This is a genomic window from Phocaeicola salanitronis DSM 18170, from assembly GCF_000190575.1.
In the GTDB taxonomy this organism is placed as follows: domain Bacteria; phylum Bacteroidota; class Bacteroidia; order Bacteroidales; family Bacteroidaceae; genus Phocaeicola; species Phocaeicola salanitronis.
The window spans coordinates 2,344,063-2,370,260 of the sequence record NC_015164.1 but is presented as its reverse complement, the minus strand read 5'-3'; the positions used below and the strand labels follow the sequence as shown (position 1 = coordinate 2,370,260).

At 48.8% G+C, this 26,198-nt stretch carries 22 protein-coding genes and 1 tRNA gene; 9 read left to right on the top strand and 14 right to left on the bottom strand.

The annotated features are described in order from the left end of the window. Window position 1: 1 nt before the first annotated feature. From BACSA_RS10305 to BACSA_RS10290, 4 genes are all read right to left on the bottom strand, one after another. Window positions 2-2,683, bottom strand: coding sequence for a 4-alpha-glucanotransferase (locus BACSA_RS10305; protein WP_013618047.1), 2,682 nt, complete (start codon window positions 2,681-2,683; stop codon window positions 2-4). A 226-nt stretch (window positions 2,684-2,909) separates the two neighbouring features. Continuing rightward, window positions 2,910-4,874, bottom strand: coding sequence for a DNA topoisomerase (ATP-hydrolyzing) subunit B (gene gyrB, locus BACSA_RS10300; protein WP_013618046.1), 1,965 nt, complete (start codon window positions 4,872-4,874; stop codon window positions 2,910-2,912). A 180-nt stretch (window positions 4,875-5,054) separates the two neighbouring features. After that, window positions 5,055-5,309, bottom strand: a complete 255-nt coding sequence (gene rpsT / locus BACSA_RS10295) for a 30S ribosomal protein S20 (protein WP_013618045.1) — start codon at window positions 5,307-5,309, stop codon at window positions 5,055-5,057. Window positions 5,310-5,353: 44 nt separating this feature from the next. Further along, window positions 5,354-5,425 (bottom strand) — tRNA-Glu (locus tag BACSA_RS10290). Window positions 5,426-5,546: 121 nt separating this feature from the next. On the opposite strand from BACSA_RS10290, the gene recO reads away from it, so the two are divergent. Continuing rightward, window positions 5,547-6,269: a DNA repair protein RecO gene (gene recO / locus BACSA_RS10285; RefSeq protein ID WP_013618044.1), complete on the top strand. Its 723-nt coding sequence runs from the start codon at window positions 5,547-5,549 to the stop codon at window positions 6,267-6,269. 108 nt (window positions 6,270-6,377) lie between these two features. Here recO and BACSA_RS10280 read toward each other — a convergent pair whose 3' ends face one another. The 5 genes from BACSA_RS10280 to BACSA_RS10265 all read right to left on the bottom strand — a co-directional run bounded on the left by BACSA_RS10280 (window position 6,378) and on the right by BACSA_RS10265 (window position 10,871). Beyond that, window positions 6,378-6,881, bottom strand: a complete 504-nt coding sequence (locus BACSA_RS10280) for an RNA polymerase sigma factor (protein WP_013618043.1) — start codon at window positions 6,879-6,881, stop codon at window positions 6,378-6,380. A 296-nt stretch (window positions 6,882-7,177) separates the two neighbouring features. Next, window positions 7,178-7,651 carry a CYTH domain-containing protein gene (locus tag BACSA_RS10275; protein WP_013618042.1) on the bottom strand — a complete coding sequence of 158 codons (474 nt, stop codon included), beginning with the start codon at window positions 7,649-7,651 and terminating at the stop codon, window positions 7,178-7,180. A gap of 13 nt (window positions 7,652-7,664) precedes the next feature. Further along, the gene (locus BACSA_RS20755) at window positions 7,665-7,796 is read right to left on the bottom strand and encodes a hypothetical protein (RefSeq protein WP_013618041.1); all 132 of its coding nucleotides are present in this window, start codon (window positions 7,794-7,796) and stop codon (window positions 7,665-7,667) included. Window positions 7,797-7,872: 76 nt separating this feature from the next. Continuing rightward, complete coding sequence (gene prfB, locus BACSA_RS10270) at window positions 7,873-8,988, bottom strand: peptide chain release factor 2 (protein ID WP_013618040.1); 1,116 nt, start codon at window positions 8,986-8,988, stop codon at window positions 7,873-7,875. 77 nt (window positions 8,989-9,065) lie between these two features. Then, window positions 9,066-10,871: an AMP-dependent synthetase/ligase gene (locus BACSA_RS10265; RefSeq protein ID WP_013618039.1), complete on the bottom strand. Its 1,806-nt coding sequence runs from the start codon at window positions 10,869-10,871 to the stop codon at window positions 9,066-9,068. 344 nt (window positions 10,872-11,215) lie between these two features. Between BACSA_RS10265 and BACSA_RS10260 the strand changes: the two genes are divergently transcribed. The 3 genes from BACSA_RS10260 to BACSA_RS10250 all read left to right on the top strand — a co-directional run bounded on the left by BACSA_RS10260 (window position 11,216) and on the right by BACSA_RS10250 (window position 13,947). Then, entirely contained in the window at window positions 11,216-12,283 is a 1,068-nt protein-coding gene (locus BACSA_RS10260) for a M20 family metallo-hydrolase (protein WP_013618038.1), read from the top strand. Window positions 12,284-12,397: 114 nt separating this feature from the next. Further along, window positions 12,398-13,405 carry a M20 family metallopeptidase gene (locus tag BACSA_RS10255; protein ID WP_245546539.1) on the top strand — a complete coding sequence of 336 codons (1,008 nt, stop codon included), beginning with the start codon at window positions 12,398-12,400 and terminating at the stop codon, window positions 13,403-13,405. Between the two features lie 107 nt (window positions 13,406-13,512). Beyond that, complete coding sequence (locus tag BACSA_RS10250) at window positions 13,513-13,947, top strand: SufE family protein (protein ID WP_013618036.1); 435 nt, start codon at window positions 13,513-13,515, stop codon at window positions 13,945-13,947. Here the strand turns inward: BACSA_RS10250 and BACSA_RS10245 are convergent. Further along, entirely contained in the window at window positions 13,919-15,151 is a 1,233-nt protein-coding gene (locus BACSA_RS10245; protein WP_013618035.1) for a class I SAM-dependent methyltransferase, read from the bottom strand. The genes BACSA_RS10250 and BACSA_RS10245 overlap by 29 nt on opposite strands. A 636-nt stretch (window positions 15,152-15,787) precedes the next feature. Here BACSA_RS10245 and BACSA_RS10240 point away from each other — a divergent pair. From BACSA_RS10240 to BACSA_RS10230, 3 genes are read left to right on the top strand one after another with little or no spacing between them, the layout of a single operon-like run. Then, complete coding sequence (locus BACSA_RS10240) at window positions 15,788-17,101, top strand: TolC family protein (RefSeq protein ID WP_013618034.1); 1,314 nt, start codon at window positions 15,788-15,790, stop codon at window positions 17,099-17,101. Window positions 17,102-17,123: 22 nt separating this feature from the next. Continuing rightward, window positions 17,124-18,158, top strand: coding sequence for an HlyD family secretion protein (locus tag BACSA_RS10235; RefSeq protein WP_013618033.1), 1,035 nt, complete (start codon window positions 17,124-17,126; stop codon window positions 18,156-18,158). A 2-nt stretch (window positions 18,159-18,160) separates the two neighbouring features. Beyond that, window positions 18,161-19,762, top strand: a complete 1,602-nt coding sequence (locus BACSA_RS10230) for a hypothetical protein (protein ID WP_013618032.1) — start codon at window positions 18,161-18,163, stop codon at window positions 19,760-19,762. 3 nt (window positions 19,763-19,765) lie between these two features. On the opposite strand, the gene BACSA_RS10225 is transcribed toward BACSA_RS10230, so the two are convergent. After that, window positions 19,766-21,094 carry a nucleobase:cation symporter-2 family protein gene (locus tag BACSA_RS10225; protein ID WP_013618031.1) on the bottom strand — a complete coding sequence of 443 codons (1,329 nt, stop codon included), beginning with the start codon at window positions 21,092-21,094 and terminating at the stop codon, window positions 19,766-19,768. Further along, complete coding sequence (gene xpt / locus BACSA_RS10220) at window positions 21,094-21,663, bottom strand: xanthine phosphoribosyltransferase (protein WP_013618030.1); 570 nt, start codon at window positions 21,661-21,663, stop codon at window positions 21,094-21,096. The genes BACSA_RS10225 and xpt overlap by 1 nt, the downstream gene beginning before the upstream one ends. A 201-nt stretch (window positions 21,664-21,864) precedes the next feature. Between xpt and BACSA_RS10215 the strand changes: the two genes are divergently transcribed. Beyond that, the gene (locus BACSA_RS10215; protein ID WP_013618029.1) at window positions 21,865-23,274 is read left to right on the top strand and encodes an alkaline phosphatase; all 1,410 of its coding nucleotides are present in this window, start codon (window positions 21,865-21,867) and stop codon (window positions 23,272-23,274) included. A 149-nt stretch (window positions 23,275-23,423) separates the two neighbouring features. Here the strand turns inward: BACSA_RS10215 and BACSA_RS10210 are convergent, their stop codons facing one another. Beyond that, window positions 23,424-24,332, bottom strand: coding sequence for a ComEA family DNA-binding protein (locus BACSA_RS10210; RefSeq protein WP_013618028.1), 909 nt, complete (start codon window positions 24,330-24,332; stop codon window positions 23,424-23,426). A 5-nt stretch (window positions 24,333-24,337) separates the two neighbouring features. Further along, window positions 24,338-25,705 (bottom strand): sodium-dependent transporter, encoded by a 1,368-nt coding sequence (locus BACSA_RS10205; protein ID WP_013618027.1) that lies wholly within the window; start codon window positions 25,703-25,705, stop codon window positions 24,338-24,340. Between the two features lie 93 nt (window positions 25,706-25,798). On the opposite strand from BACSA_RS10205, the gene BACSA_RS10200 reads away from it, so the two are divergent. Next, complete coding sequence (locus tag BACSA_RS10200; RefSeq protein ID WP_041584354.1) at window positions 25,799-26,173, top strand: VanZ family protein; 375 nt, start codon at window positions 25,799-25,801, stop codon at window positions 26,171-26,173. The last annotated feature ends 25 nt before the right edge of the window (window positions 26,174-26,198 follow it).

The following is a 26,198-nucleotide window of genomic DNA, read 5'->3' as shown; positions in this document are numbered from 1 at the left end:
CTTAGTTCATTCGCTCGCTCTCTTCTATCATTTGGCGGATGTGCTGGTTGAACTCGGAAAGTCCCGTCAGCTTTTCAAGGGTGATGTGCATGCGCCAGCGCCAATAGTGGCGAGGATTGGCGGGAATGTTAATCCGTTCGGCATCAATATTCGGATTGCGAAGCGTTTCATCCATTGAAGTCCAGTCTTGCCACGTCAGGATGCAAAGCATAGACGGGCATTGCAGGTGATGCCGGAGTATTTCTTCGCACAACCATCCGGGAGCGTCTTCCGGTACTTTCCCCCAATGATGTAACTCGTTGTAATAGAAGCGGCCGGTTTGTTCCGGGTTTTCTTTCCACCACCCTCGGAGAGTGGTCATGTCGTGTGTGCCGATGGTGCAAACCGAAAGGTACGGATACTCATCCAGCTTTCCGAATTCGATACCTGTTTTCTTGGGCATCCGTTGGATTTCGAGTGAAAGTATCTGAAGCTGGTTCATCACCCAGGGTACGCAGCCCGGAACCATGCCTAAATCTTCTCCGCAAACCAACATGGGAGTTGCTTGTAACAGGACAGGCAGTTTTTTCATGGCTTCATGATACCAGAATTCATTATGCCGCTCGTAATAGTAATGATTGTACAAACGGTTGAACGCTTCTTGTTCTTTCATGCTAAGCTGTCGGAATACAGAATCGTTTTGCACTCCGATGCGCGGATGATACATTTCAGGATTGTCTCTGTCGGCAATGAAAAGCACATTGCTGATGAGCGAGTAAAGTTTTTCGCAAATTTCTTCACTTGCTTTTTCGTCTGTTTTTGCAAAATAGGCTTGTACTTTCCGTTGCGTATTGAATTCGGGACGTAAGGCATAAAGCCCGTTCTGCATACGGCGCAAGAAAGTGCGGCGGATTTCATGGGCATGCGTTCCGAACATCGAATCTAAAAGCGCATCGCTAATGTAAGGGCGTGTCATCATTTCTTTATCGAAATTAAGCCCGAAGCTTTGAATTTCATCTTTGCTCATGGGGAGTGCAGGAACGAATTGCCCCAACAGGCCGTGCACGGCATGATAGGGGATTTCCCAAATACGGAAGAAGCCGAGGATATGGTCGATGCGGTATGCGGTGAAGTATTCTGCCATTTTCTGGAAGCGGCGTTTCCACCATTGATAACCGTCTTTTTCCATGATTTGCCAGTTGTAAGTCGGCATCCCCCAGTTTTGTCCGTTGGCAGAGAATGCATCAGGGGGAGCGCCCGCTTGTCCGTTCATGTTGAAGTAATAAGGTTCTACCCATGCCTCTACACTATTGCGGCTGATGCCGATCGGGATGTCTCCTTTAATGATAATCCCCTTGCTCCGTGCATACGTGCAGGCATCCGATAGCTGGACATGAAGCTCGTATTGCAAGAAATAATAAAATGCCATCGCAGGATAGAAAGGGCTTCCGCTCGTTGCCATTTGCCTGGCTTGTCCTGCATGATAGACACTGTCTTTTCCCCATTGCCTGAAGTCAGCGGTTCCGTAATGGTCACGCAAACAAGAAAATGCCGCGTAAGGAATCAGCCACTCTTCGTTTTTGGCAAAAAAAGCCTTATATTCAGGCTCTGCCAAAATCTGTTCTCCGGCTTGTCGGAATATGGCTTGAAGATATTTTCTTTTCGTTTGGTTGACTTGTTCATAATTTACCGATGACATGCTGTTAAGCATTTTGCGCTGTTTTTCAAACGCTTTCATATCTGTTTCATCTGTTAGTTCCGGAAGCTGGCGCAGGTCAATATACATGGGGTGGAAGGCATAAATCGAAATGCTGTTATAAGGATAAGAATCCATCCATGTGCCTGTCATTGTCGTGTCATTGATGGGAAGAATCTGTACGGCACGCTGTCCGGTTGATGCCGCCCAAGCAATAAATTTTTTCAAGTCTCCGAAGTCTCCCACTCCACAGCTTCCTTCCGAACGAAGGGAAAATACTGGGATAGCGGTTCCGGCGATACGGTGCGGAAGACGGTTGAAGAATACTTCGGCTTCGGCAGGCAGATACGTCTCGCCCCGCTGGATAGGCTGTATCTGAAACAAACGGTTGGGGCGGGTTTCCCATTCTTCCACGGCTCCGGTTTTCTCGTTAATCGCTACGAACTTGTATTCGAAAGGCGATTTCAAAGTGGCCGCATCCAATGTGAGTTGCCATACATTAGGGGCTGCTTCGTTCATCCGGATCGGACGGCAATATTCCCAATTCCCCAAGGCGTTGCAACTCCCGATGATTCCCAACACCCTTCCTTCCGCATGCAGGTTGGGGCATAGGGCGCGGAAGGTGATGCAGCTTCCGATATTATTGCTCAACCGGTTGGGCCGTTCTGTCGGATGAGGTTCATCGAAGGCGGAACTATACCGGTAGTTTTCGGCAGGAAGGTCACGCCAGCAATCATCGATAATGTACCGGTGTTGCTGGGCATTGCCCAGATAAACCGTATGTGGAATGACGCCCAGTTCTTTCCGGATGCACACATCATCCCGAAATACTCCGTAACGGTATGGGATTGTGCGTTCGTTTTCCGAAGGAAGGTAGTCGCAGCTCCCTTGCCAGTTGCTTCCATCGCGGGTAGAAAGCGGAAATACGTGTGTCTCATCATTTTGGAAGATGACCCGCAGGTCCTCTCCCCAAACGGTATGGTATTGAATGCGGAACGTAAATTTCATATTCTCGTAAAGTTAAAGTTTGCTTGTTTCAAAAGTAAGGAAATTAAATGAGAACATGCGCTTTTTGCGAAGAAATATTTCTGACTGAGTGAGGATTTATTCTGCAACCAGGAAGGTTATGTCCAAATAAAAAGCTCCGCATCCCTTTCGGGTTGCGGAGCTTTCCTCGTTGTAAGACGCGAGATTAGGATTTTTAAATAATATTGAAGTTATGAATAAAAGCTGCTTATGCGTCAATGTTCGCATAAGTAGCGTGTTTCTCGATAAATTCGCGGCGCGGAGCCACATCATCGCCCATCAGCATGGAGAAGATGTAGTCGGCTTCGGCTGCATTTTCGATGCTGACCTGCTTCAGGATACGGGTTTCCGGATTCATGGTGGTTTCCCACAATTGTTCCGGATTCATCTCTCCCAAACCTTTGTAGCGTTGGGTATGGATGCCGGTTTCGGTACCGTCACCGTATTTTTGCATGAATGCCTGACGTTCTTCATCGGTGTAGCAATATTCGCTGACTTTCCCTTTTGAGCATTTGTAGAGGGGAGGGTTGGCGATATACAAGTGTCCGCCTTGAATCACTTCGGGCATATAGCGGTAAAACAAAGTCATGATGAGGGTGTCGATGTGTGAGCCGTCGACATCGGCATCGGTCATGATAATCACCTTGTTGTAGCGCAGCTTGTCGATGTTTGCCTTCTTGCTGTCTTCCGAGTCGTCTACGCCGAAGCGTACACCCAGTGCCTGGATGATGTTGTTCACCTCATCACTCTCGAACGCCTTGTGCCACATGGCTTTTTCTACGTTCAGGATTTTACCTCGCAAAGGCAGGATGGCCTGGAACTGGCGGCTTCTGCCCTGTTTTGCCGAACCGCCTGCAGAATCTCCCTCGACAAGGAACAGCTCACATTCTTCAGGTGTGCGACTGGAACAGTCGGCGAGTTTTCCCGGAAGGCCTCCTCCGCCCATCGGACTTTTGCGTTGCACCGATTCGCGTGCCTTGCGGGCTGCGATACGTGCTGTAGCTGCCAGCACCACCTTGTCTACGATGAGTTTGGCTTCTTTCGGATGTTCTTCCAGATAGTAGGTCAGGGCTTCGCCAACGGCTTGGTTGACGGCTCCGCTTACTTCGTTGTTTCCCAGCTTGGTTTTGGTCTGCCCTTCGAATTGGGGTTCTGCCACCTTTACCGAAATGACGGCTATCAAGCCTTCACGGAAGTCTTCGCCCGATATTTCTACCTTGGCTTTTTCCAACGCTTTGCTGTCTTCGGCGTATTTCTTCAATACGCGGGTCAATGCGGTGCGGAAGCCGGCCTCGTGTGTACCGCCTTCGATGGTATTGATGTTGTTTACATACGAATGCAGGTTCTCGCGGAAGCCCGTGTTGTACATGATGGCGCATTCGATGGGGACGCCTTGCTTTTCGGTGTTGAGGTAAATCACGTCATCGATAAGCGGGGTATTGGTCGAGTTGAGGAAGCGCACGAACTCTTTCACTCCTTCTTCCGAATGGAATACTTCCTGTTTGTACGAGCCGTCTTCTTCTTTTTCGCGCTTGTCGGTCAGGGTAATCGTAATGCCTTTGTTCAGGTATGCCAGTTCGCGCATACGTGCCTGAAGGATGTTGTATTTGTATTCGGTAACGGTGAATATCGACGCGTCAGGCCAGAAAGTCTGCCGTGTTCCGGTGATGTCGGTCGTTCCGACTTCTTTTACCGGATAAAGCGGCTTGCCGCATGCATATTCTTGCTGGTAGATTTTTCCGTTCCGGAAGACATTGGTTATCATGTGTGTGGACAATGCGTTCACGCACGACACGCCCACGCCATGCAAACCTCCGGAGACCTTATACGAACCTTTGTCGAACTTGCCTCCGGCATGCAGTACGGTCATTACGACTTCCAGCGCCGATTTCTTTTCTTTTTCGTGGAAATCTACCGGAATACCGCGTCCGTTATCTTGTACGGTGATGGAGTTGTCTTCGTTAATGGTTACTTCTATGTGGGTACAATAACCGGCGAGGGCTTCATCAATAGAGTTGTCCACCACTTCATATACCAAGTGATGCAATCCTTTTTCACTAATGTCGCCGATATACATTGCGGGACGTTTCCGTACGGCTTCCAGCCCTTCCAGCACTTGGATGCTGCTTGCCGAATACGTGTTCCCGCCCTTTGGGGTCAGTTCTTCGCTCATTTCTTTCTATGATAGTTTTTTAACGTCCAAAGTTACGGATTTTTCGTGAGATTCCGCTTGTTTTGCTCCCTAAAAATGCTGAAATGTTGATGTTTTCATGGCATCTGTGTACTGTGCCATAAACGACAAAAGGCTGAATCGGGAAGATTCAACCTTGCTATCTTTTTTGTGCTTGATTACTTAAGCCAACTTAGCGATGTGGGCAGCCAATTTCGACTTCAAGTTCGCAGCTTTGTTCTTGTGGATAATGTTGCGTTTTGCCAATTTATCCAAAATCTTCTGTACATTAGGATACATTGCTACTGCTTCTGTCTTGTCAGTAGTCATACGAAGTTTCTTCACGGCGTTACGCATGGTTTTTGCATAATATCTGTTGTGAAGTCTTCTTTTTTCAGCTTGTCTGATTCTTTTGATAGATGATTTGTGATTTGCCATCTCGACTAATCTTTAAAATATTGTTCGTGATTCTGTTTATTATGTAGCCCGTGGGAGAATCGAACTCCCCTTTCAAGAATGAAAATCTTGCGTCCTAACCGATAGACGAACGGGCCATCCTTGACACTCGCGAGGATAGGTATCTCTCGTTTGCGGATGCAAAGGTAGGAAGTTTTTTTTATTCCTGCAAAACTTTCAGCAAAAAAATGCATATCTTTGCCGAGAAGAGTGAAGATTATGCTACAGAAACATAGAGGAATCGTATTGCATACGTTGAAATACAATGACCGTTCGAACATTGCGCACGTTTATACGGAACAGGGCGGAAGGATGTCGTTCCTGATTCCGGCGCAACGTTCGCGCAAGTCTATGGTGCGGCAGGTGCTTTTCCAGCCTTTATCGTTGGTGGAGTTTGATGCCGAAGTGCGTCCTCATGCGGGATTGCATCCGGTTCGGGAAGCAAAGGCGTGGCATGTGTTCCAGTCTTTGCCATACGACCCTTATAAATCCGCTATCGCCTTGTTCTTGGCTGAATTCCTGTATCGGGCATTGAAAGAGGAGGCGGCAAATCTTCCTCTTTTCGCTTATCTTGTCCACTCGGTGCAATGGCTGGACGCTTGCGGGAAAAGTTTCGCTAATTTCCATTTGGTGTTCTTGATGCGCTTGTCCCGTTTCTTGGGCTTGTATCCCAATACAGAGGATTATGCGTCGGGAGATTATTTTGACCTGCTGAACGCTTGTTTCGTTCCGTCTCCTCCTTCGCATGGCATGTTCGTGTTCCCTGAAGAAGCTTCTCATATCCGCAACCTGATGCGCATGAATTATGAAACGATGCATCTTTTCGGCATGAATCATACGGAGCGCAACCGTTGCTTGGATATTATTAATGAATATTACCGGCTTCATTTGCCCGATTTCCCTGAAATGAAATCCTTGCGGGTCTTGCAGGAACTGTTTTAGAAAATATAGTCCTTAAACGAACATAAGTGATAAGGCTGACTTACTTATGTGAAGTGCCCAAGTTACTTATGTGAAACGGGCAACTCACTTATGTTCATCAAAACGGTTTTACCGGAAATCCTTTAATTCCGTCTGCAGCTTTTTCCGGGTAAAATGGATGCGGCTCTTGACGGTTCCCAATGGCAATCCTAATTTTTCGGCTATCTCGCGGTATTTGAATCCCGATACATACATCGAGAAAGGCTGGCGGTATTCTGCCGGCAGGGCATTGACGATGCGTCTCATCTCTTTCAAGTCGTATCCGGCTTCAACCGAATCTCCTTCTATGTCCTGTTGCTTGTTCAGGTAATATTGGTTATCGGTCGGATCTGTATAGGTCTGGTCACGCAAGGTCTTGCGGTAATTGTTGATAAAGATGTTGCGCATGATGGTGTACATCCATCCTTTAAAATTGGTTTCGTCTGCATACTTCTCCATATTATATAATGCCTTCAATGAAGTTTCTTGCAGAAGGTCGTTTGCGTCTTCACGGTCTGCCGTAAGCTTATATGCGAAAGTATGTAATTCGGTTTGGACATTCAGTAAGTTCTGGGTAAAATTTGTTGCTACCATTTGTTTGCTATTTATTGGTTAATATTTGTTTGTGTCTCATCGACACTGCAATATTACCCTTTAAATAGCTCGCTCATGTCCTGAAATCTGGTATTCTACCGGGTGAAATCTGTTATCTGATAGTTTTTATCCCCTTTTCGGATAGTTTACAGGAGGATTTTTTTAATGTGCTAATAAAATAATGTGCCAATGTGTCAATGAGCCAATGTGCTAATGTGGGAATGTGCAAATGCATAAAAGACATTAGCGCATTGTTTATTCTCACATTGGCACATTAGCACATTGGCACATTGTGCTTATTCCCACATCGTGTACGGTTGCTTCATCAAGAACGAATTGTAGTACTTGGTTTGTCCGGTCACTTCTTCACCGATAAAGGCGGGCAGCTCTACCGCTTCCGCTTCCGAGCCTAACTCAACTTCCGCTACGGTCAGGCCTTCGTTTTCCCCATGGAATTCATCCACTTCGAACGTGTGTCCGCTAAAGTCCACCAAATAGCGGACCTTCTCAATGCGTCCCGGTTCGCACAGAGCCATTAGCTCTTCCGCATCGTTCAAGGGAATTTCTTGTTCCCATTCGTAGCGGCTGGTGCCCGACGCATTGGAAGGTCCTTTGATTGTGATATAGCCTTTGTCGTCCCGTATGCGGATTCTCACCGTTTTCCCTCGGGCGCTGCAAATATAGCCCTGCTCAATCCGGCTTTTCTTGTGTGCCATCCGGCGGTAAGATTCGTCCGTCACTAAAAACTTGCGTTCTATTTCCTGAGGCATGTCCGAAAAAGCGTTAAATAACCAAAGCGATGGCGATGAATAAAATGGCAAGGACGACTAATACGATGCAGATATTCTTGAATACGCGATTGGCCTTTTCCTCTTCTCTACGGCTGTTGTTTGGTTTCCGGTGTTTTGTTCCCATAGTGATTCTATTTTTAGATTAAACTCAAACCCAAAAATACAAACTATTTTGAAAAGAGCCAACTATTTCTTCATTTTTACATCTCGCTATCCGAAAATTCCATCAGGTAAGCTTTGATAAACCCGTCTATCTTTCCGTCCATAACCCCGTTTACATCCGATGTCTGGAAATTGGTGCGGTGGTCTTTCACGCGGCGGTCATCGAACACGTAGCTCCGTATCTGCGAACCCCATTCGATTTTCTTCTTTCCTGCTTCCACCTTGGCTTGCTCTTCCATTCGGTGCTGTAGCTCTTTATCGTACAGGATAGAGCGCAGCTGGCGCATGGCGTTTTCCTTGTTCTTCGGCTGGTCGCGCGTCTCGGTATTTTCAATCAGGATTTCCTCTTCCTCGCCGGTATAGGGGTCCTTGTATTGATAGCGCAGGCGTACGCCCGATTCGACCTTGTTGACGTTCTGCCCTCCGGCGCCTCCGCTTCGGAACGTATCCCACGACAGGCGTGCCGGTTCTACCGTCACTTCGATAGAGTCGTCGACCAGCGGAGTGACAAAGACCGAGGCGAACGAAGTCATGCGCTTTCCTTGTGCGTTATAGGGAGAGACACGCACCAGGCGGTGCACGCCGTTTTCCCCTTTCAGGTATCCGTAGGCATACGCACCTTCGATGTTCATCGTTACGGTCTTGATGCCTGCTTCATCGCCTTCCTGGAGGTTTGCTACCGACAATTTGTATCCGTGGCTTTCCGCCCAGCGCATATACATGCGCATCAGCATCGATGCCCAGTCTTGGCTTTCCGTACCTCCCGCACCCGAATTGATTTTCAATACGCAATCCATTTGGTCGGCTTCGGAACGCAACATGTTTTTCAGTTCCAGTTCTTCTACGGCCTTCTGCGCCTGGACGTATGCTTCGTCCACTTCCGCTTCCGACACCAGTTCGTCTTTATAGAAATCGAATGCCAGTTCCAGCTCGTCCGCCAAAGTTTTCACTTCGTTGTATCCGTCAATCCAACCTTGCAAGGTCTTGACCTTCTTCATCTGAGCTTCCGCTTTCTTGGCGTCATCCCAGAATCCCGGAGCTTGAGTGCGGAGCTGCTCTTCTTCTACTTGCACCTTTTTATTCTCAATGTCCAAGTAACGGTAGAGCGCTTCGGTGCGTTCTTTTATGTCTTTAAGTTGGTCTGTTGTTATCATACTTATCTATTCCTCTTTTTGTCCGGGTGCAAAGTTACCACTTTTTGCGCAAGCATAAAAATAAGGCAGAAAGAAAATCATTCTTCATACATCTTCTCGATTTCTTCCGCATAGTTTTGCATCAATACCTGCCGTTTGATTTTCAAGGTATTGGTCAGTTCCCCTTTTTCCATGCTGAAAGGCTCGGGGAGGAGGGTGAACTTCTTGATTTGCTCGTAATGCGCAAACTCTTGCTGCAAGGTGTCTATGCGCATTTGGAACAGAGCGATGATTTCGGGCTTTTGCAGCAGGTCTTTCCGGTCGGTATAAGCGATGTGGCGGTCTTTGGCATATTTCTCCACTTGCCTGTACTCGGGCACAATCAATGCCGATACGAACTTGCGCTGGTCGGCGATGATAGACACTTGGTCGATATACCGGTCTACCACCAGCTTGGTCTCGATGGCTTGCGGAGCGATGTACTTTCCGTTCGAAGTCTTGAACAAATCCTTGATACGGTCGGTCAGGTATAAGAAACCGTCTTTCATATAACCGGCATCTCCCGTATGGAACCATCCGTCTTCGCTTATCAGGCTCCGCGTCAGGTTCTCCTTTTTATAATATCCTTTGGTCACGGTTTCGCCCCGGAGCAAGATTTCATTGTTCTCTCCGAATTTCAGCTCCAGCCCCGGTATCGTCTTGCCTACCGAACCGGTACGGAAGTCGTCCAGCCAGCCGAGCGAAACGGTGGCAGTAGTTTCGGTCAGTCCATATCCTACCACCATATTGATGCCTACCGAATGGACAAACTCTTCTATTTCTTTCGATACGGCGGCACCGGCGGTGGGGAAGAAATTGCCGTTCTCGATGCCGATGGTTTTCTTCAATACATTATATATGGTGCGTTCGTAAAACTTGTATTTCATGTGCAGCAGGGGAGGAGGGGTTTGCCCGTTCATCAGGTAACGGATGTTGTGCTCGTAGCCGGTTTTCAGGGCATCCAGCATCAGGCTCTTCTTCAGCCCTGAGGCTTCGTTTATTTTTTCGTGCACGCCGGCATATACCTTCTCCCAAAAACGAGGCACGCTGCACATGGCGGTGGGACGGACTTCCTTGATGGTCATTTGGATATCCTGCGGATACAGGTTGATGCACATCAGGCATCCTTTCGTAAGGCAATAATACGACCAGGCGCGTTCGAATACATGGGTAAAGGGCAGGAAATTCATGATTACATCCCGGTCGCTGAGTGTTTTCAGCACGATGTCGTGGGCGCGGAAAGCGGCTTCGTAGCACGAATGATGCAGCATCACGCCTTTCGATTCGCCGGTAGTCCCCGATGTGTAAAGGATATTGGCAAGGTCGGCGGGCCCCGATTCGCTTCTGCGTCTCTCTGCTTCCGCCTGATGCTCTACGCTTTCTCCCTGCTTCAGGAAGTCCGTATAATAGATGGAGTTCATGTCTTCCGGCGAACGGGCTACGTCTGGGCTGAAGATAATGATTTGCTTCAGCGTCTTGCATAATTGTTGCACCCGGTAGGCCACGTCGTACTGGTATTGTTCGCCCACAAAAAGGAAACGGATGGAAGCGTCCTCTACGATGTAGTGCACTTGCGCTTCGGAGCTTGTGGCATAAAGCGGAACCGTAACCGCACGGATGGCAAACGCGCCGAAATCGGTGTACAGGCATTCCGGCATATTTTGGGAAAAGACACCGATGTTTTCCTGCACTCCCACTCCCGAGGCTATCAACGCGCGGGAAATGCGTTTCACTTTCCCGGCGAACTGGTTCCATGAGACCGGAATCCATACACCTTTTTTATAATCACGATACTTCAATGCGGCGCGGTCGCCATACGCTTCCGCTTGCCGCTCAATCAGACCGGACAGATAAGACTCGCTCATTTAAATTTCTTTTTATTTGATAATCGCTACTTGCAAAGATAAGGTTTTATTTGAATAAATGCAGTATCTTATGGGAAGAAATGTGCAGGTATGGAGTTGTATCTTATCTTGTGCCGGGCAGGCATGTACTTCCCTTGTGCATGTAATATATCTTCTCAGCGGATTTAGATTATGTGAAACTTGAGTTTCAGTATATATGAAACTGCGGATGAAGTATATCTTCGTCTGGAAGCAAGTATATCTCTTTCTGTTTTTTTATATCTTTACGGCTTCCGAAATATTGGAATAAAGTTTTCTCTTTTGTAATAAATGAAGTATATTTGCGCCAAAACAAACAGATTCTTATGTTATCGGATATCAGTTATTACACTTCGGAGGCGCTTACTCTGCTGAATTCGCTTATCGGCATACCTTCTGTCAGCAGGGAAGAGGAAGCCGCCGCCGACTTTTTGCAGACTTACATTGAAGAATCCGGCATCATGACCGGCCGTTCGGGAAACAATATCTGGTGCATCAGCCCGATGTTTGATACCAGCCGCCCGACCATATTGCTCAACTCGCACATCGATACGGTGAAACCCGTGAACGGATGGAGGAAGCAGCCGTTTACCCCGAAAATGGAAAACGGGAAGCTTTACGGGCTGGGGAGCAATGACGCGGGGGCGAGCGTGGTGTCTTTGTTTCAGGCATACCGTTACCTTACTTCCGTTTCGCAAAGCTATAACCTGATTTTCCTCGCTTCGTGCGAAGAAGAGGTGTCGGGAAAAGGCGGCATCGAGAGTGTATTGCCCCAGCTGCCCCCGATTGCATTGGGAGTAGTAGGAGAGCCGACCGGAATGCAGCCGGCTATTGCCGAGAAGGGATTGATGGTGCTCGATGTCACGGCGCACGGAAAAGCCGGGCATGCGGCGCGCGAGGAGGGAGACAATGCGATATACAAGGTGTTGGACGACATCGAATGGTTCCGCAGCTTCCAGTTCCCGAAGGTCTCTCCGCTTTTGGGACCCGTCAAGATGAGCGTGACCCAAATCAATGCGGGCACGCAACACAATGTCATTCCCGACTTATGCACATTTGTGGTGGATATCCGGAGCAATGAATGCTATTCGAATGAAGAGCTGTTCGCCGATATCTGCGCCCATATCCGGTGCGAGGCGAAAGCACGCTCGTTCCGCCTCAATTCGTCTCATATCGACCAGGAGCATCCTTTCGTAAAGCGGGCCATTGAACTGGGGAAAGTTCCCTTCGGCTCGCCTACGCTTTCCGACCAGGCGTTGATGCACTTCCCTTCGGTCAAGATGGGGCCGGGCAAATCGTCCCGTTCGCATACGGCAGACGAATATGTGATGGTGAGTGAGATAGAAGAGGCTATCCAAACCTACATCGCGATATTGGACGGCTTGAAGATTTGAGTTTTAACTAAAATGGAATCTCGCCACAGAGGGCACGGCGTATCACAGGGTTTTTAATTATTTCCTCTGCGTATCTCTGTGTCCTCTGTGGTGAATAATATAGGAATGAATCACATGAATAAATCAATCATCATTATGCTTTGCTTAGGGGCGGTAATCGTCTCGCTTTTCACTTCGTGCGGAAGCAGCAAGAACAAGAATGCTTCTGAAAACGGGCAGGAAACGCCAGATTCCCTCGTTCAGGCACCGGCATTTCATGCCGATAGTGCTTACCGTTACATCGAACGGCAAGTGGCTTTCGGCCCGCGTGTCCCGAATACAGAAGCCCATTGGGCGTGCGGCGAGTATCTGGCAGGGCAACTCAAGGCATTTGGAGCGAAAGTGTACGACCAATATGCGGATGTAATCAGTTATGATGGAAAGATATTGAAAGCGCGTAACATTGTCGGCTCGTATAATCCCGACACCAAAAAACGGGTATTGTTGTGCGCGCACTGGGATAGCCGTCCGTATGCCGATGCCGATAAGGAAGAACATCACCATACGCCGATAGACGGGGCGAATGACGGGGCAAGCGGTGTGGGAGTCTTATTGGAAATAGCCCGCCACCTGCAACAACAGGCTCCGGCAATAGGCATCGACATCGTATTCTTTGATGCGGAAGACTATGGCATCCCTGAATTCTATGAGGGAGATTATAAGCAAGACACGTGGTGTCTGGGCTCACAATATTGGGGACGTTTCCCGCATGTGCCCGACTATAAGGCGCGTTTCGGCATCCTGCTGGATATGGTGGGAGGAAAAGATGCCGTTTTCTATTACGAAGGGTATTCTGCCCGTACCGCCAACCAGCCTATGAAGAAGATATGGGACATGGCACACCGTTTGGGACACGAACAGTGTTTCGTGAAGGAAGTAGGTGGAGAAGTGGTAGACGATCATATATATGTAAACCGCTTCCGTCAAATCCCGTGCGTAGACATCATCGGGTATGACCCGCATAGCGAAAAGGGCTTCCACCCTACCTGGCACACGGTAGGCGATACGATGGATTGCATCGATAAAACAGTACTGCAAGCCGTAGGCGAGACCGTTATGGCTGTGATTTATAATGAAAAGTAACTTTTTATTCACCACAGAGGACACAGAGGTTCACAGAGCTTTTATATTTTTCCCTCTGTGTAACTCTGTTTCCTCTGTGGTGAAACTGACATCAATAAAAACGAAATATGAAGACAATCAACGAACTGCAAGACGAGGTCATTGAAGAGTTCAGCGACTTCGAGGATTGGATGGACAAATACCAGTTGCTCATCGACTTGGGTAATGAGCAGGAGCCGCTTGACGAGAAGTATAAGACAGAAGAGAACCTGATAGACGGATGCCAAAGCCGTGTATGGCTTCAGGCTGATATGGAGGACGGAAGAATCGTCTTTCAGGCAGAAAGCGATGCGCTTATTGTAAAGGGGATTATCGCCCTGCTTATCAAAGTCCTCTCAGGGCATACCCCCGATGAAATCCTGAATGCCGACCTTTATTTCATCGATAAGCTCGGACTGAAAGAACACCTTTCGTCCACCCGCAGCAACGGGCTTCTGGCTATGGTGAAACAGATACGCATGTATGCGCTGGCATTCAAAGCGAAAGAGGCAGAGCAGGCGTGACGCTTGCCTTGGTGCATTTTATCAATACTTTTTCCTCACCCTTTAGGGTCGTGGCAAAGAGGTACGTATTCCCCCCTTCCTTCAGTTTCAGTTTCTTTCTTAGTTCGGCAACGGAAGAGGGGAAATTGCGTACCGTAAGATTCGCTTTCTCCATTCCTTGCAGGAACGTTTTCAGTTCCTTTTTCCCAAAACCTGATACCGATTCTACCTGAAAAGAACGTCCCGGAAAGTCAACAAGTGTGTCGGATGTGTATAAATGGCTGTTCGGATGCAGTTTCTTTACGTTGTAGCGCGAACCAAGCAGGCGGTAAGCTCCTGCCTTGAGCAAGGATGCGCCGGGTTCGTACAGGTATTTCCCTACGTGGCATGCGTATTCGCATACCGCGTTCTTTTCTTCTGACAGGGTAAATATGAACGGAGTTGTTAACAGGTTGTTCACAGCTTGCTCGCAATGGATAACAATCTCTTTCCCAGCGATGTTATCCGTATCTTTGTCTTCCTTTTTCAACAGGATTATCAACTCTTTGCACTCGTTATTAACAGCTACGATATGAACTTGTGAAACGAATCTCAAGGTCTGTATCGCCAACGCTACGTCCAACATCGGGGACAACTTGACCATCACCATTTTTCCTTTTTCCGCCAGCAGGGATTCCAGCCGGCTTACGTCCGGTTCACAATCGGATATGGCTACGGTTTTCCCTCCTTGATTGTTCCGGCGGGCAGGGTCAAGGTACAGGCAGTCCACCGGATTCATGTGTTGCAGGTAGGTTATGCCATCGGCATGATGCACCTTTATCTGGTCTAATCCCAATAAAGCGAAGTTGTGTGCCGCCAGTTCGCATAGTGTTTCTTGGCGTTCCACGTAGTCTGCCCGCCGGAACCGGGAAGCGATGAAAGCGCAGTCCACTCCGAATCCTCCCGTAAGGTCGGCAAATGATTCTCCTTCTGCCAGCGATGCTTTATAGCGTGCCGTCACTTCGGAAGAGCATTGTTCCATGGACAAATGCTGCGGATAGCGAATGTCTTCCCGCTCTGCCCACGAAGGGATTTTCTTTTCCGCGATTTGCCTTCCCGCAATCTGGATGAGGGCTTCGGGCATGTCTACTTTGGGATATTTGGGGGCTTGAAGTGCCAAGGTGCGCATGTTGTCGGAACGGTGCGCACGGATAAATGCAAGGGTTTCTGGAGATAATGGTTTCATAGACGCTAATTTGATGCAAACATATACAAAATCTGCCGGATATGGTAGCGCAAGCATCGAAAATATCCTTCTCTTCCCTTGTTTTTTGAGATGTCATCCGGTCTGTAATTCCTTCGTCATCAGAGGAGCCGGCAATGGAGGCTTCCTTGCCGGATGCATATAACAGGTCGTTTCGTTGGTTTTATCATGTGAAAACTTTAGTTTCAGCTATACGAAACTAAAGTTTCGGCTTGATAAAACAAGTTGAAACTGTGGCTTTGTAGAATAGGCCGACTGCCTTTGCTCCTATTCATCCTTAAGGGAAGCGGTTGTGTCTTAGGCTTCCTTTTCTTTTGACAGGTATACTCATGTGCGGATTATGCTTTTGATATATCGTCTGATTTACAGCGTGATATGCAAATAGAATAGTTAAAATAATACAAAACGCAAGGTCTGTAAGGTTACATTCTATTCCTTTTTTCCCTAATTTTGTCCCCGCAAACAAGAAGACAGGAAAGGCAATATGGAAATATGTACCGTATATTACAGAAATAAAATTCATGATTTCCACTCATGGGGTGCGGCGGCTTTGATTTAGCCGTAGGCATCTTCTCTCCTTATTATATTCATTTAATCACGATAAAATAACCGATTCTTATGAGCAAAAAGAAAAGGCTCATAGGGCTGTTGTGTATTGCAGTCCTGTGCAGCCAGTGTTTATGTGCCCAAACCCGACAGATGGGCATAGAAGAATTGTTCCGTCTTGCCGACGGACAGAGCCAAAGTATTCAAGCGTATAAAACGGGGACGGAGGCTGCCCGTGAAGCATTGAAAGCAGCCAAGGCGCAGAGGCTTCCGGATGTGAACGCGTCTCTTTCCGCCAGCTATTGGGGCAACGGAAAGCTATGGGACAGGGATTTCGGCAACGCCATGACGGTAGACATGCCGCACTTCGGCAATAACTTCGCGTTAGAGGCGCAACAGGTCATCTATGCGGGAGGCGCTATCAGCAGCGGCATCAGGCAGGCGGAGCTGGGGACGTTGTTGGCAGAGCTTGATTTGCAGAAGAATGTGCAGGAGATACGCTTCCTGCTCGTGGGGCATTACCTGAACCTTTACAAGCTGGACAATCAAATCCGTGTATTGGAAAAGAACATGGAACTGACCGAAGAGGTCATCGCCAACATGAAGGCACGCAGGGAACAGGGTACGGTCTTGAAAAACGACATTACACGCTATGAACTGCAAAAAGAACAGCTCAACTTGCAGCTCTCGCGGGTAAAAGACGCCCGTAAAATTGCCAACCATCAGTTGGTGACTACCTTGCATTTGCCGGAAAATACGGAAATAAGCCCCGACACTTCTTTACTGGAGCGGCAGATTCTGACACTCACGGAAGAAGAATGGCAGGACCTGGCAGAGGGCAATAACATCCTGTTGAGGCAATCGCAGGCGGCTGTCCGGATGAATGAGCAGAAGGTGAAGCAGGAACGCTCCGAACGCCTTCCGCACATTTCCCTTGTCGCCGCCGAGCATTTAGACGGCCCTATCACCATCGAAGTGCCTGTATTGGACAACAATTTCAATTACTGGTACATAGGCGTGGGCATAAAATACAACTTTTCTTCCTTGTTCAAGAATAACAGGAAACTGAAACAGGCGCGGCTGAACGTGCGCCAGGCACAAGAACGCCACCTGCTGGTGCAAGAGCAAGTGGAAAATGCCGTACAAGAGGGATATGTAAATTTCCTGACCGCTTTTACCGATTTGCGTACCCAAGAGAACAGCGTCAGGCTGGCGGACGAGAATTACAGCGTTACCGATAACCGCTATCAGAACGGGATGGCATTGCTGACCGACATGCTGGATGCCAGCAACATGAAGCTCAGCGCCGACCTGGGATTGGTAAACGCCCGCATCAACATCCTGTACAATTATTATACAATGAAATACATCACACATACGTTATAAACTCATAAAACTGCATATCATCATGGTTACACGAAAGACAAAAAAGCTGATTTACAATACGGTTGTCATTGCATTGCTGGCAATAGGCGTGGCATACGTCTGTTCGCGCTTCATCCATTTGGGAAACGTGGAATATACGGACAATGCCCAGATAAGGCAGCATATCACTCCCGTCAACACACGGGTGCAGGGCTTTATCAAGAAGATTTATTTCGAAGAATACAAGCCGGTGCGTAAAGGAGACACGCTGCTTGTGATTGAAGACGCGGAGTTTAAATTGCGGTTGGCACAGGCTGAGGCGGACCTGGCGAACGCACTGGCGGGGCAGCAGGTTACAAACGCAGGGATAGCCACCGTACGGAACAACCTGAGCGTCAACGATGCCAGCATCGAAGAAGCCCGTGTGCAGCGTGCCAATGCCGGGCGTGAACTGCAACGGTATAAGAAACTGCTGGAAGAAGATGCCGTTACCCGCCAGCAATACGATAACATCCAGACCGCTTACGAGGCTGCCGATGCCCGATACGAGCAAATGCTCCGCTTGAAGCATTCGACTTCGCTGGCAAAGGACGAGCAGACGCACCGGTTGGGACAAAACGAGGCGGCTATCCGTCTGGCGCAAGCCGCCGTGGACTTGGCGCGCTTGAATTTGTCTTATACGGTTATCATCGCCACTTGTGACGGTGTGACGGGACATAAAGGCATTCATGAAGGTCAATTGGTGCAGCCGGGCCAGACGATGGTGGATATTGTAGACAATAGCGACCTGTGGGTGATAGCCAATTATCGCGAAACGCAGCTCCCCCGCATCAAAGAGGGGGCGGAAGTCACTTTTACGGCCGATGCCGTTCCGGGCATTGTATATAGAGGTATAGTGGAATCCATATCTGATGCCACGGGAGCGGCTTTTTCCCTCATACCGCAGGATAATGCCACGGGTAATTTCGTAAAAGTGGAGCAACGGGTTCCCGTCCGCATCCGCCTGCAAGGCAATGAAGCGGAAAAGGTGAACCGCTTGAGAGCCGGATTCAATGTAGAATGTAAAGTGAAGTATTGAGAATGAACGCAACCGCACAAACTATCCCTCCTTTTTCCATGCCGATGTTCAGGAGTTTCGTGCCCGAACGGATACGGCCCTGGATATATGTTTTCATCGCCTTTACCTTCCAGTTCTCCGGCGGGCTTTATCTGGGCACGCTGAACCAGATGATGGGAGAAACGGCCCTGATGCGGGAAGACCTCCAGATGTGTCTTTATGCGAACCTGGCGGGAATGGCTATCTATTTCCCTTTGCTGTTCCGCATGAAGTTCCGTTTCACGAACAAGACATTGCTGTGCGGGGCGGCTACGGGTGTCCTGCTGTGCAACCTGCTCGCGCCGCACATCACCTTTCTGCCCGCATTGTGGCTGGTGTGCTTCATCGAAGGCATGTGCAAGATACAAGGCACGTTTGAATGCATGTCGAATATCCAGCTTTGGATGACGCCTACACGCGACTTCACGGTATTCTTCCCCCTGCTGCATATTGTTATCTTAGGAAGCATGCAGCTATCCGACTTGCTCGCGACCAGCCTGATGTATCATTACCATTGGGATTACATGCAGCTGTTCATCAGCGGTGCCATGATGGTCGATTTATTGGTACTGACGATATGCACCCGGCATTTCCGTATGTTCAAGAAGTTTCCTCTCTTCGGCATCGACTGGTTAGGAGCCATACTATGGGCGACGCTTTTGCTGGAGATAGCGTACTTGTTTAATTACGGCGATTGGTACGATTGGTGGAACAGCCCGGTTCTCCGTCAGTTAAGCATGGCCATACTGGTTACGTTTCTTTTTTGCGTCGGGCGCATGTTTACCGTCCGTCACCCGTTTTTCGAGCCGAAAATGTGGACATACCGCCACTTGGTGCCCATACTGGTCTTGATTACCTTGGTAGAGATGTTCCTCGCCACCGAGCACGTCTTGGAGGAAGTTTATTTGGGGGAAGTGATGCGTTACGGCACGATGACCACCGTCCGGCTGGACTGGCCCGCGCTTGCCGGAGTATTGGCGGGCTGCCTGTTCGCCTATTGGTGGATGCACGTAAAGCGTTTCAATTACCTGCGCCTGATTATCGTCGGGCTGGGCGGGATTATCTGTTATTTATCCGGATGTTATTTCCTGGTCTCAATGGATATTCATATCTCCCAACTCTACCTGCCGGTATTTTGCCGCGGCTTCGCGTACGCCGTGCTGAGTGCCACGTTTATGACCTGCCTGGAAGAAATCATGAGTTTCCAGCATTTCTTTCAGGCGTTATCCGTATTCAATATGCTGCACATGGTTATGGGCGGTGTAATCGGGGCAGCTATTTATACACGGGGGCTGGCTTATTATCTTCCCGACAACATCGCACGTTATGGGGCAGCTATCGAGCGTGTAGCTTCAGGCGGAATGCCTCTCTCTATACCTCATTATATAGAAACCTTCTTGCCGCAGATGATGGAAATAAGTGTCAAGCAAATCTATGGCTGGACGGCATACGCCTGCATCTTCCTCTTTTTGCTGTTTTTATTATACGACGCGCCGATACGCAAAGAATTGAAGCAAATGCCGAGCTGGCATAAAATCAGGAAAGCGATTGCCGGATCCTTTGCGGTTCAAAAAGGCAAGGCATGACATTTACTTTATCCGAATCAATAAATTCGCCAATATTGCCGTAATGCCTCCGGTGGTGATGCCGGATGAGAAGATGTTGCGCAACGTATCGGGAAGCTGGCAAAGGATATCGGGCACCAGCTCTACGCTCAAGCCGAATGCAAAGCTTAGGGCAATGACCAGGGTCGCTTTGCGGTCGATGCTTTGGGAAGCGATGATGCGGATGCCGGCTGCGGCTACCGTTCCGAACATCAGGAGGGTAGCTCCTCCCAATACCGGTTCGGGCATGAGCGAGAAAACCAGGCCTACCGAAGGGAATAAGCCCAGCAGAACCAGCATTCCTGCGATATAATAGCCTACATAGCGGCTTGCCACGCCCGTCAACTGAATCATTCCGTTATTTTGGGCGAAGATGGAGTTGGGGAACGAGTTGAGGCAACCTGCTATCATGGAGTTGAAGCCATCGGCAAAGATGCCTCCCGAAGCGCGCTTCACGAACTTCTCGCCTTCAACCGGTTCGCCCGATATGAGCGAATTTGCCGTGATGTCTCCGTATGCCTCGATGGCGGTAATAAGGTAGATGAGTGCCAGGGCGATGATAGAGGAAATGTCAAATGAAAGTCCGTACCGGAAGGGAATCGGTATGTTCAGCCCGCCATAGTTTTGGATGGAAGAGAAATCCACCATTCCTAAGCACCAGGCGGCGATGTAGCCGATAGCCAGCCCGATGACGATGGAACTCATCCGCAGGTACCGGTTTGAACTGCGGTTGAAGAAAATGATGAGTATAAGTACCAGTGCTGCCAGCCCTACGTGGCGTACACTTCCGAAGGTGCCATCGGCCTGTGCCGCGGCACCGCCTCCGCAAGCCGTAATGCCTACCTTAATCAGGCTCATGCCGATGAGCGTCACTACGATGCCTGATACCAATGGGGTAATGATTTTGCGGGTATATTTTAATAAGCGGCTGATGAACATCTCTACCGAAGCCGCTGCAATGCAAGCTCCGAATATGGTTGACAAGCCTCCTGTCAGCCCTGCCGAGATGATGGGGCCGATAAACGAGAAGCTGGTGCCTTGTATGCAAAGCAGGCCGCACCCGATAAATCCGACACGGAGGCATTGGATGAAGGTGGAAATGCCAGATGCAAACAATGCCATTGATACTAAATACCCTGTTGTATTCAGGTCGAGTGTCAAGGCACCGGCAATAATCAAGGGCGGTGTGATAATCGCTACAAAGATAGCCAGCAAATGTTGCAAGGCGGCAAAGAGGGTTTCGCGCAAAGGCGGACGGTCGTTCAGTCCATATATCAGTCCGGCAGATGGGGTGGGGGATTGAGGTTCTTCCATCACTCTTTCATTTTGATTTCGCAATTATCCAAACTTTCAATGATAGCCAGCGATTCGACATGTATTCCTTGCTCGCGTAAATAATCACCTCCGTGCTGGAACGCTTTTTCTATTAGAAAGCCCATTCCGACCAGTTCGGCTCCTGCTTGTTTCACCAAGTCGATAACGCCTTTTGCCGCGTTTCCGTTTGCCAGGAAATCGTCAATAAACAAGACTTTGTCTCCTTTGCAGAGATAGTCGCTGCTCACGCATACTTCGTATGAACGGTCTTTCGTGAACGAATATACAGAAGTGACCAGCATGTTTTCCATGGTGCTGGGTTTCTTTTTCTTGGCGAAGACCACAGGGAGTTCCAATAGATAGCCAACCATAATGGCAGGAGCGATTCCGCTGGCTTCGATGGTCATTACCTTATTAATATCGGTGCTGGCGAACCGGCGTACAAATTCAACCGCCATCGACTTCATTAGAATCGGGTCCATCTGGTGGTTGATAAAGTTGTCTACTTTGAGTATTCCTCCCTCAAAACATTTTCCGTCTTGCAAAATACGCTCTTTCAGTGCTTTCATATATTCCAGTTTATGAGTTGTAAGTCTTCGGGGGCAAAGGTACAGCTTTTGTTCTATTTATGCTACAATTGTGTTGCTAATCTGTTTCTCAAAAAGGAAAAACTGTGCTGAGGCATTTCTTTTGCATGGGTATTTTTTCTCATTTTGCCTTTTTCCTTATCTTTGCATGGTAAAAGGCTTATTCAAACTAAAACGATTTATATGAAAAAGATTTCATTCTTCTTGTTTTGTCTTTTGCTTGCTTCGTTTGTTCATGCCCAGCAGGCAAAATATGTATTCTTCTTTATCGGTGACGGTATGGGAGTCAATCAGGTACAGGGAACCGAACTTTATTTGGGTGAGTTGGATGGTAAAATAGCGATTGCTCCGCTTGATTTTACAGAGTTTCCGTATGCAACTACAAGTTCTACTTATTCGGCGACGAATGGAGTGACCGACTCTGCCGCCGGAGGTACGGCTCTCGCTACGGGCAAGAAAACCATGAATGGGGTTATCGGTATGGAGAAAGACCAGCAGACACCTGTTGCAAGCATTGCGATGCGGGCAAAAGAAAAGGGATTCCGTGTGGGGGTCGCTACAAGTGTAAGCGTAGACCATGCCACTCCTGCCGCTTTTTATGCCCATAACCCCAGCCGGAAAAACTATTATCAGATAGGAAAAGATTTGTTCCTCGCCGGTTTTGATTTTTATGCCGGTTCTGATTTCCTTGACCCGGATAACCAGGGGAAATCGGAAAGCCTTTATTCGTTGGCTCAAAAGAATGGTTATACCCTTGCGCGTGGATACGATGATTTCGTGTCGAAGAGCGATAAGGCAGACAAGCTGATTCTCTTCCAGACCGAAGAGGCGTCGAAGGTACATCGTGATGCCATTCCGTATGCCATCGACCGTAAGGAAGGGGATCTTGCTTTGAGCGATATTACCGGTGCGGCTATCCGTTTCCTTTCAAAGGATTTGAGCAAGGGATTTTTCTTGATGGTAGAAGGAGGGAAAATCGACTGGGCATGCCATAGCAACGATGCCGCTACTGCTTTCCGTGAGGTAATGGATTTGAACGAGTCTGTCCGTCAGGCACTTCAGTTCTATGAAGAGCACCCCGATGAAACCCTTATCGTCATCAGTGCCGACCATGAGACAGGAGGTCTGGTATTGGGTACGGGCGAATATGCGCTTAACCTGCAGGCTCTGCAATACCAGCGGGTAAGCGAAACCGGATTCACTTCTATTCTGAACGGTTTGCGTCGGCAGACCGGGAATCGTGTGGCTTGGGAACAGGTAGAGGAGGCTTTGAAGGCTAATTTCGGATTTTGGAATGAGGTGAAATTGACCGAGGCGCAAGAAAAAAGATTGCGTGACGTATTCGACCGTACGTTTACGGGAGAAAGCGTGGAAATGGAGAAGAGTGAATATGCGCAGGACGAGCCTTTGGCGGCAGAAGCCGTGCGCGTGCTTAATGAGATTGCCCTGATAGGTTGGGTGAGCGGAGGCCATTCGGCTGGTTATGTTCCGGTTTTCGCCATCGGGGCCGGAGCCGACCTTTTCCAAGGGCGCATGGATAATATCGAGATTCCTGCACGCATCGCCGAAGCGGCAGGGTATGTAGCAGAATAAAAAAAGAAATTGGACACAGAGGTACGGGGCATAGAGTCTTATTTTGGGGAGAAGGCAAAGTTCGCGGAGAAAAGAACTGGCTCTGTGAGCTTTTCCCACTCTCTGTTTATTTTCTCTGTGCCTCTGTGTCTCTGTGTTTAAGCATTGGATTACTCAAACGAAAGATAAGGAGACAGACGTTTTATATCTTCTTCCGAAAAAGCCTCGAACAGGGATATCTGGGAGAGGCTTTTTAGTTTTCCTCTCTTCCGGCGGTATTCTATGATTGCCTTGGCTTTATAGAAATCCATGTACGGGTGTGAGCGCAGGCGGTCCAGGCTTGCACGGTTTACTTTCAGCTTGCGGAGTTCTGCATCCCCTACTTTGAACCACGTGTTGATTCCCGCGTCGAGATGCGGGATTTCTTGCAGTTGGGAAACCGAATAAAAGCCGCCCAAGCGGTTCCGGTATGCGACAATCATACGTGCCAATCCGCTTCCGATGCCGGGAATACGCTTTAGTGAAGCCGTATCGGCTTGGTTCAGGTCGATTACGGTACCTTCCGGGTATTTGGGGACATAAGGCAAGGTGTCACGGGCAAAAGCAATGTGCCGCACCGTGTCCCGTTCCGGAATGAGAAAACGTTTCCCGATAGTGATGTATGGCTTCAGGGTTTCATATTGTGACGGGCTGAGTCCGTACATGCGGGAAAAGTCTTCGGGGGTATGGAACACGCCTCCTTTTTCGCGGTATTTTTCCACATTCCGTGCGATGAAAGCCGAAAGCCCTAAGGTGCGCAAGGTGCTTGAATCGGCGGTATTAGGGTCGAACGGGCGGAGCCGGACCTGTACAGGAGGCTCTTTATAGGCAGGGAAGGGCCTGGATGAACTTCGTTTCCGTTCTTCTAACCCGGCAATAAACGAATCTATCCGTCCGCTTTCAGAAAGCGGAAGCGGGAGCATGTCTTGCCTTTTCAAGCGGAACCAAATGCTTCCGCCTGATAGGAATGCCAACAAGAGCAGCAGGACGATGATAGCCCGGCGTTCCGATTTCGTGAAGTAAAAAAAGTCTTTCCACATCCCGTTCAGCCTAACCAGCCCAGTTCGTTAATGAAGATGAACAAAATGCCGATAGGAGTGATGTAGCGCAGGATGAAGATGAGTGCCGGATAGTAAGAGGCTTTAAGCGTCCCCCGGTTGGTCACTTCATCACGGACCATTTTCTTGTCTAACTTCCACGAAACGAAGAGGGCTGTAAACATGCCCGTTATGGGTAACATGATTTTGGCGGTCAGAAAGTCGAGCGCATCGAACAGGTTCATGCCTCCTATCTTTACATCGCTCCAATCGCCCAAAGCCAGCGAAGAGACCACACCTATCAGGAAGCTTCCTATCGTTACAATCCATGCCGCACGGCTTCGCGTAAAGCCGAATTTTTCGTGCAGGAAGGCGGTAGGGACTTCGTGCAGGGAAATGGTGGATGTGAGCGCCGCCATCGCCAGCAGGATGTAGAAAAGCACCGCACTGATGCAGGCGAATACCGGCACCGAGCCGAATGCTTGCTGGAATACGTTCGGAATCGTAATGAAAATAAGTGAGGGGCCTGCATCGGGCTGGATGCCTACCGAGAATGCCGCGGGGAAGATAATGAAGCCCGATAATACGGATATGCAAGTGCCGATAACGCATACGCTTACGGCAGTATGCCCCAGCCGGGTCTCGCGGCTGAAGTAAGAAGCGTAGGTGGAAAGGCATCCCATTCCGAGGCTGAGCGAGAAGAAGGCTTGCCCCATGGCGCCTAAGACGGCGTCCGAAGTCACTTTGCTAAAGTCGGGTTTAAGCAAGAATTCCAGCCCTTTCATGGCTCCGGGAAGCATCACGGCGCATACCGCAAGCAGGACAATGATGATGAAAAGCATCGGCATCATGATTTTCGAGGCTTGTTCAATGCCTTTCTGCACGCCTTTTACGATGATGATGTGAGTCATCCCTACGAATATCAAGAGCCAGATGAGCGGTCTCCACGGGCTTTTCGAGAAATCCTGGAACATCGATACAAAGTCATTGGCGGATTTTCCGAGCAGGTTGCCCGTAGCCGACTGGAAGATGTATTCCAACGTCCATCCCGATACCACCGAATAATAGCCCAGGATGAGGAATCCCGTAAGTACGCCCGTATAGCCCACATATTTCCATCCGCTTCGGGGAGCCAACACTTTGAACGCTTCGCCGGTGCTTGCTTTGGCACGCCGTCCGATAACGAACTCGGCTATCATAATCGGCAATCCGAAAAGAAATACACACCCTAAATAAATAAGGATGAAAGCCGCTCCTCCATGGTTCCCCGTTTCGTATGGGAAACGCCATACATTGCCCAGGCCTACCGCAGAACCGGCCGCGGCAAGAATGGCGCCTATCTTGCTCGCGAAGTTTACGCGTTCGCTATTTTGCATAAAAAATATCCTTTCTGTTTACATTTTAAAACTTAGATTCGGCAAATGTACAAAAAAGTTTGTATTTTCGCTTCGAAATTGAACAAATTAAATATGAAACATTATCCGTTATCAATTCTGGTTGTAGCCGTTATTTGCTATTTGTCTTTTTTCACCCCGCCTGAAACCGGTATGGACGAGATTCCGAACATGGATAAGCTGGTTCATCTTTGCATGTATGGAGGGTTGACGCTGGTGCTTTGGTTCGAATACCTGCGCCGGCATCCGGACATCCGTTGGAGGGATATCTCGCTTCTTGGCATCGTGTTCCCGGTGTTGATGAGCGGTATTGTCGAGATACTTCAGGCTACATGTACCTCGGACCGGAGCGGGGATTGGCTTGATTTTGCCGCTAATTGCACCGGTGTTCTGCTGGGAAGCGCGTTCGCTTATTATGTCATCCGTCCTTTCTTGAAAAGGCATATATAATCGTGGGCATTTCCATGTAGGTGCA

Coding starts and splice junctions, on each gene's coding strand:
- BACSA_RS10210 (WP_013618028.1), bottom strand. CDS start 24,332: ATGTGGAAAGACTTTTTTTACTTCACGAAATCGGAACGCCGGGCTATC.
- BACSA_RS20755 (WP_013618041.1), bottom strand. CDS start 7,796: ATGGGAACAAAACACCGGAAACCAAACAACAGCCGTAGAGAAGAGGAA.
- BACSA_RS10255 (WP_245546539.1), top strand. CDS start 12,398: ATGAATAAATCAATCATCATTATGCTTTGCTTAGGGGCGGTAATCGTC.
- BACSA_RS10260 (WP_013618038.1), top strand. CDS start 11,216: ATGTTATCGGATATCAGTTATTACACTTCGGAGGCGCTTACTCTGCTG.
- BACSA_RS10235 (WP_013618033.1), top strand. CDS start 17,124: ATGGTTACACGAAAGACAAAAAAGCTGATTTACAATACGGTTGTCATT.
- BACSA_RS10250 (WP_013618036.1), top strand. CDS start 13,513: ATGAAGACAATCAACGAACTGCAAGACGAGGTCATTGAAGAGTTCAGC.
- BACSA_RS10280 (WP_013618043.1), bottom strand. CDS start 6,881: ATGGTAGCAACAAATTTTACCCAGAACTTACTGAATGTCCAAACCGAA.
- BACSA_RS10305 (WP_013618047.1), bottom strand. CDS start 2,683: ATGAAATTTACGTTCCGCATTCAATACCATACCGTTTGGGGAGAGGAC.
- prfB (WP_013618040.1), bottom strand. CDS start 8,988: ATGATAACAACAGACCAACTTAAAGACATAAAAGAACGCACCGAAGCG.
- BACSA_RS10230 (WP_013618032.1), top strand. CDS start 18,161: ATGAACGCAACCGCACAAACTATCCCTCCTTTTTCCATGCCGATGTTC.
- recO (WP_013618044.1), top strand. CDS start 5,547: ATGCTACAGAAACATAGAGGAATCGTATTGCATACGTTGAAATACAAT.
- BACSA_RS10265 (WP_013618039.1), bottom strand. CDS start 10,871: ATGAGCGAGTCTTATCTGTCCGGTCTGATTGAGCGGCAAGCGGAAGCG.
- BACSA_RS10200 (WP_041584354.1), top strand. CDS start 25,799: ATGAAACATTATCCGTTATCAATTCTGGTTGTAGCCGTTATTTGCTAT.
- BACSA_RS10245 (WP_013618035.1), bottom strand. CDS start 15,151: ATGAAACCATTATCTCCAGAAACCCTTGCATTTATCCGTGCGCACCGT.
- xpt (WP_013618030.1), bottom strand. CDS start 21,663: ATGAAAGCACTGAAAGAGCGTATTTTGCAAGACGGAAAATGTTTTGAG.
- BACSA_RS10205 (WP_013618027.1), bottom strand. CDS start 25,705: ATGCAAAATAGCGAACGCGTAAACTTCGCGAGCAAGATAGGCGCCATT.
- BACSA_RS10240 (WP_013618034.1), top strand. CDS start 15,788: ATGAGCAAAAAGAAAAGGCTCATAGGGCTGTTGTGTATTGCAGTCCTG.
- BACSA_RS10225 (WP_013618031.1), bottom strand. CDS start 21,094: ATGGAAGAACCTCAATCCCCCACCCCATCTGCCGGACTGATATATGGA.
- BACSA_RS10215 (WP_013618029.1), top strand. CDS start 21,865: ATGAAAAAGATTTCATTCTTCTTGTTTTGTCTTTTGCTTGCTTCGTTT.
- BACSA_RS10275 (WP_013618042.1), bottom strand. CDS start 7,651: ATGCCTCAGGAAATAGAACGCAAGTTTTTAGTGACGGACGAATCTTAC.
- rpsT (WP_013618045.1), bottom strand. CDS start 5,309: ATGGCAAATCACAAATCATCTATCAAAAGAATCAGACAAGCTGAAAAA.
- gyrB (WP_013618046.1), bottom strand. CDS start 4,874: ATGAGCGAAGAACTGACCCCAAAGGGCGGGAACACGTATTCGGCAAGC.